This is a genomic window from Streptomyces sp. MB09-01, assembly GCF_033794505.1.
In the GTDB taxonomy this organism is placed as follows: domain Bacteria; phylum Actinomycetota; class Actinomycetes; order Streptomycetales; family Streptomycetaceae; genus Streptomyces.
Window position 1 is genome coordinate 1 of the sequence record NZ_JARAYQ010000394.1, and the last position, 5,511, is coordinate 5,511.

Annotated in this window: 3 protein-coding genes and 4 pseudogenes; 3 read left to right on the forward strand and 4 right to left on the reverse strand. The window is 68.3% G+C overall.

The window, feature by feature from the left end:
* Together PV721_RS40760 and PV721_RS40765 are read left to right on the forward strand one after the other, a co-directional pair.
* Nucleotides 1–104 (forward strand): annotated as a pseudogene (locus PV721_RS40760) (IS481 family transposase); the annotation flags it as partial.
* A gap of 126 nt (nt 105–230) precedes the next feature.
* Nucleotides 231–338 (forward strand): annotated as a pseudogene (locus tag PV721_RS40765) (transcriptional regulator); the annotation flags it as partial.
* A 39-nt stretch (nt 339–377) separates the two neighbouring features.
* On the opposite strand, the gene PV721_RS40770 reads toward PV721_RS40765, so the two are convergent.
* Nucleotides 378–1,253 carry a hypothetical protein gene (locus PV721_RS40770; RefSeq protein WP_319733545.1) on the reverse strand — a complete coding sequence of 292 codons (876 nt, stop codon included), beginning with the start codon at nt 1,251–1,253 and terminating at the stop codon, nt 378–380.
* An 877-nt stretch (nt 1,254–2,130) separates the two neighbouring features.
* Between PV721_RS40770 and PV721_RS40775 the strand changes: the two are divergent.
* A pseudogene (locus PV721_RS40775) lies at nt 2,131–2,912 on the forward strand (IS5 family transposase).
* Here PV721_RS40775 and PV721_RS40780 read toward each other — a convergent pair.
* The 3 genes and pseudogenes from PV721_RS40780 to PV721_RS40790 all read right to left on the reverse strand — a co-directional run bounded on the left by PV721_RS40780 (nt 2,822) and on the right by PV721_RS40790 (nt 4,977).
* Nucleotides 2,822–3,607: an HAD-IA family hydrolase gene (locus PV721_RS40780; RefSeq protein ID WP_319733550.1), complete on the reverse strand. Its 786-nt coding sequence runs from the start codon at nt 3,605–3,607 to the stop codon at nt 2,822–2,824. The pseudogene PV721_RS40775 and the gene PV721_RS40780 sit on opposite strands and share 91 nt — an antisense overlap.
* A gap of 92 nt (nt 3,608–3,699) precedes the next feature.
* The gene (locus PV721_RS40785; protein WP_319733551.1) at nt 3,700–4,248 is read right to left on the reverse strand and encodes a hypothetical protein; all 549 of its coding nucleotides are present in this window, start codon (nt 4,246–4,248) and stop codon (nt 3,700–3,702) included.
* Between the two features lie 180 nt (nt 4,249–4,428).
* A pseudogene (locus PV721_RS40790) lies at nt 4,429–4,977 on the reverse strand (transposase family protein).
* Between the last annotated feature and the right edge of the window lie 534 nt (nt 4,978–5,511).

A 5,511-nucleotide genomic window follows, 5' to 3' on the forward strand; every position in this document is an offset into this window, starting at 1 on the left:
TGGCAGACTTCCTCCACACCTACAACCACCACCGCTGCCACACCGCACTGGACGGCAAGCCACCGATCAGCCGTGTGAACAACCCTGCGGGTCAATACATCTAGGCCGTGTCCGATGGGTCCTGTGACTCGCCTCGCGCTGGATCGTTGCGGTCGGGTGGGGCGAGGGGATCTTTCAGATGACGAGTGGATGCGGCTGGAGCGGCATCTGCCGCGTAACCGCGGTCGGGGTCGATGAAGACCCTGTCGGCGCACATGCAGCCGATGGTGGTGCAGGCTCTGGTGACGGCCTTCCAGCGGTCGCTGTGGGAGGAACTGAGGGCGGCGTTCACCTCGTAGACCGGGTGAACGCCGCCTGCGGGTGCTCTGCTCGCGAGCTCACACACCGCCCGCGAAGAACGTCCAGCCCGAGGAGACCCCGGCGAGTGGTCCGACGTTGGCGTAGGTGTTCCTGCTGAGCTTGGAGGTCCACGCGGTGCCGTCCGTCTTGTAGAAGATCAGGCTGTCCGAGGTCCGGCCCTCCTCCTGCCACATGCCGGACGTGCCGATGTCGCGGAACCGGCCGAGCCTGCCGTCGGTCGCCGTGGCGATGCGGTACCGGAGTCCCGAACCGTTGTCCGCCAGGGCCAGGACCGTGTCCTTGGTCGCGACCAGGGTACCCAGGTCCTCGGTGCCCCTGCCGTTCACATGCGTGTAGACGCCGCCCTTGAGGGTCCCGTACCCGACTTCGCCGGGCTTCGTGAAGACCGCCGTGTCACACGAGGCGGCGATGGACTCCCAGCCCGTGCTGAAGTTGTCGTACGAGCGGACGTGCTGGTACCGGCCGTTCTTCAGTATGCCCGTGCCCCCTTGGCCGTTGTCGGCGTTGTAGAAGAGGGCCGAGTCGCCCGACGCCACGACGTTGGTCCAGCCCGTCGAGAAGTTGTCGTAGGTCTGGACGCGGGTGTACTTCCCTCCCTTGAAGGTGCCGCTCTCCCCCGCTCCGGTGTCGGCGTTGTAGAACAGCATCGAGTCGCGGCTCGCGACGCCGTGCGTGTACCCGTCGGGAACCTCAATGTTCGAGCCGTAGCGCCAGCGCCCGGCCGACAGGGTGCCGGTGCCCACGGCTCCGGTGTCCTTGTTGTAGCCGAGGAGCGACGTGCTCGGGGTCGTCTGGTTGCAGAACGCCGAAACAGCGGCAGCGGGCGTCGCCGGAACGGCCGGCATGACGGCCATCACGGAAGTGGCAAGTGCGGCCATCAGGGTTTTCTTCATGGGTCTCCCCGCTTCTTCGCACGTGAACGGGTGATCCCCCCAGCTGTGCACGGTCGAAGAAGGACACGTGCCCTGTTCATCGTGCGCCGCGTCCGGCGCCGTCGCATCTCGGGCGCCGGACACGCGCGAGGGGCTGCCCAAAACATGCAGAGGGACGGCGATCAGCATCCCCTCCAATCCGGTCCCGGCCGGTGGGCGCCCACCGGCCCGCCCGCGCCCGTACGCGATCCGTCCGCACCCCGACACCGCGCCCGCGGCGTCCGGGTGCGGGAGCCGCCGCCGTCACCGCGTACGCCCCGCGCCCCTGGCCGGTGCGGACTGCTGCCGATGGGCAGGGACGGCGGCTTCCGTCGGGGCCTGCTGTCCGGGGGCCGCGGCGGCGGGCGTGGTGGTGGAGCGGGAGCGGGCCGCCGTCGGGCGGCCTTGCCCAGGGTCGCCTGAGGACTTACCCCACCAGGTTCGAAGAGAGGACGAAAGTGCGCTCCAAGCGACGTGACGCGGGGGCTAGAGTCCACGCATGAGTGACTTCTGGGACGCGGCCAGCGCGATAGCGACCAGTCGGCGCTGGTTTGGGGAATGGGCCCTTATTAGAGCAGCGCCTGGTCTAAGAAGCTGTTGTCGTACCGATCATGGTGGACATCGGTTCGAGTGTGGCGACTCTGTCGGGTGATCTCTCGCTTGTGCGCGCATGAATGCAGGGCCTCCGGTTCAGCTCATGGTTGTCGAAGCCGGAGCACACCATGAGGCCCTGTTGTTGCAGTCTTACGCTCTCGTGCGGGTGGAGTCCAACTGGGCTGCCCCATCGTGTGATTGCCTCGCTCACCAGTTCGGGAACGCGGGTGATCGCCCTGGACGTGCACCGCGCTATCCGTCGGACATGACGGACGCGGAATGGGCCCTCGTGCGCGACTGTCTGCCGGTGCCACTGTGGCTGGAGGGGCGGGGCGGGCAGCCGGAGGGGTACTGCCACCGACAGATGTTGGACGCTGTTCGTTATTTGGTGGCGGGCGGCATCACCTGGCGAGCGATGCCGGGCGACTTCCCGGCGTGGGACCGCGTCTACGCCTTCGCGCGGCGGTGGCGTGTGAAGGGCTTGCCCGCGGAACTGTACGACCGGTTGCGCGGCCTGGTCCGCGAGGAGGCCGGCCGCGATCCGGAGCCGACCGCGGCGGTGATCGACGCGCAGTCACTGCGGGCGGCGGCCACGGTGCCGGCGGCCACCCGCGGCTACGACGGGGCCAAGAAGGTGCCGGGTCGCAAGCGGCACATCGTGGTCGACTGCCTGGGGCTGCTGCTGGCCGTGATGGTCACCGCGGCGAACATGACGGACCAGGACGCCGCGATGCCGCTGCTGGAACGTGTCCGGGCCGCTATCGCAGGATCGTCCTGGTGTGGGCCGACGGCGGCTACGCGGGTCGCCTGGTCAGCTGGGCGAAGCAGCAACTGGGGCTCGCTCTGGAGATCGTCAAGCGCAGCGACGACGCCTCGCGGCTCGTGGTGCTGCCCAGACGCTGGGTGGTGGAACGCACGCTGAGCTGGCTGATGCGCTCGCGGCGCCTGGTGCGCGACTACGACACGCTGTCCGCCGTGCATGAGCAGATGGTGCTGTGGTCGATGACGATGCTCATGAGCCGCCGGCTGGCTTCGCGGAACGGTTGAGGATCCGCAGCACGCGATGCCCACGTGGCGTTCCGGCTCCCCCTGGACACATACGCGCCGAATGCAGAGGTATCGAGATCCTTGAGGGACTCCAGTACCAGAGTGGCAATCGCAAAGCGAGGATCGCAGCGATCAGCGGCCTCGGGAACGGCGACGACCGTCATCTGGGCTGACACGCCAGCGAGGACCCCGTTGAGCGAGTCCTCGATCACAATGCATTCGTCGGGTGACGCGCCGAGGGCGGCGGCTGCGCGGAGATAGGCGCCCGGGTGCGGCTTGCCGTGTTCGTCGTCTTCGGCCGAAAACACGGCATCGAAAGATCGGTCAAGGCCGGTGCTCGCGAGCGCATGCCGAATCACCGACTCCGGCGAAGATGACACGACGGCCATCGCCCTCGATGCACGCGCGCACGCCGCGACGGCGTGTTCGGCGCCGGGTTTCAGCGCCACTCCCTCCAGCCCACGGCACACGGCGGCCACGATCTGCTGCTCGACGTCGTCGGGGTCGGCTTGAATGGTGGCCCGATCGAACCAGTAGGCCACCATGTCCCTTTGCCGCAGCCCGCGCGTCGCCGCCTGCATCTCCGTTGTGAGGTGCAGGCCAAGTGGACCGAACACTTCACGCTTTGCCGCGTCCCAGATCGGCTCGGAGTCGATCAAAAGGCCGTCTAGGTCGAATAGGACAATCGGTTGCATTGGTTGCTCTCTCGTTGGCGGTCACGCGAGGACGAGACCGAGTCGCTGCCCCGCCGTGCATGAGTAGATGGTGCTGTGGTCGATGACGATACTCATGAGCCGCCGGCTGGCCCGGCGGCGAGCGTGAACCGTCCCGGGGTGGGCTCGTCGGCCCAGCCCCGGTCGGCCAGCCGCTTCATCTTCGACCGAACTCCTTCCACACTTGCCGGAACCGGCTCCAGTCCGAGTACGGCAGTGATCTCCTGACAGGACATCACTGGCTTCCCGCCGGATGCTTGTTCGGTGAGCGTGGCGAGGATGCGCTGGTAGTGGGGAGCGAGCGCGTCCATGGAAAGCGCGGGACGCCACACCGGGACGATCGAGCCCGATCGCGCGGCCCTCGGTAGGGGAACCTCGGCGGGCGCGTTCGTCGCGGGCTCCGGCCCGAAAGACTCACCGGCTCCCGGGCCAGCTTCATCCTGTCCGGGCCGCGGCCCGGACAGAACCTCGCCAACGCGCTGCCGGGCGATCAGCCACTCGTGCCAGGCCGTCTCCGCTTCGGCGAGCTCAGCGAGTACCCAGTCCGCCACCTCCCGAAGTTCCTCCACGCGCTCACGCGCGGCCAGCTCCCGCTCCTCCAGGAGACCCACCACCGACGCCATCCCGGCACCTCCACCAACGAGACAACCCAACGGCCTGAGCATGCCTCGCCATGCCGGCATCATGCCTGAACTGCGGAAACCCGCCGATCAAGTTCGGTACGACAACGGCTTCTAAGGGTTGTCCCGTAAATGATCTCCCGATCGCCTTGGGCAGGGGTGGCCGCCGTACGAGCCGCTGATTTATCCGGCGAGGGCGAGGTTGTGCATCCGGGCGATGCCGAGCATGGCGTGGTGCACGCCGTCGCCTTTGAGGCGGCAGTCTCGGAGGATCTTCCAGGTCTTCATGCGGGCGAAGACGCAGGACGACCAGTCGGGTGTCGGCATCGATGACGACCTGATGGTTGGTGGAGTAGCGGTAGTTCTTCGACCTCTCGGCGATGGCGTGGTCGCGGGTGGGGACCAGGGTGCCGTCCACGATGAGCACGGTGTCCTTGGCGAACCGCTTGCGCGGCTGAAGCGCGAGCATTGGCCCGAGGTGGTCGATGATGCGGCGCCGAACTTGGACACCCCGAACAGCGGAGCGAGCTGCCGCATCGTCAGGTTCGTGCCCCAGTAGGCCGCCACCAGCAGTGCCCGGTCCTCCAGCGGAAGGCTCCAAGGCCGGCCCTTGCGGACCGCATCCGCGCCCGCGCGCCGTAGGACGGTCACAAGCTTGCCGAAGTTGCGCGGGTTCAGCCCGGCGAACGGGGCTATCCAAGACGGCTCCGACGCCGTGATCACACCAGCCACAGCCGGCTGCGTGAGGCGGCCGTGCCCGCGTGCTGCGGGACGGCCCGGCCGTGCCCCGGCAGGCGGCCTTCCGTGCCCCAGGGCGTTCCGCTCCCGGTCTGTTGCCGGACGACAGCGCCCCCGCTCAGCGGCTTGGCTGAGCGGGGGAGGAAGTGGATCAGCTGGCCGGTTCGGTGGAGATCCGAAGCGGCCTGCCCGTCTTCGTACGGGGCATCTTCTGCACGTCGACGCCGCGGCGGCGCAGGGCGGGTGCGGCCCGCAGTAGGCGGCCGGAGAGGACGGCTTGTCACCGCTCCTCTGCCCAGCTGCCCGAACTGCGGCGGCGAGGTCAATAGAGGTCCGCATCGGCCCCGAGTACGTCGACGCCCCCTGTCTTCCCGCGGGGCGCCGCTCAAGGACTGGCTGGGAACAGCCGCCGACGCCCGCCTGCTCGTCCTCGAATTCGGCGCCGGATTCAACACCCCCGGCGTCATCCGATGGCCGGGCGACCACCTCACCCGCCAGATCCCCCACGCACGCCTCGTGCGCGTCAAC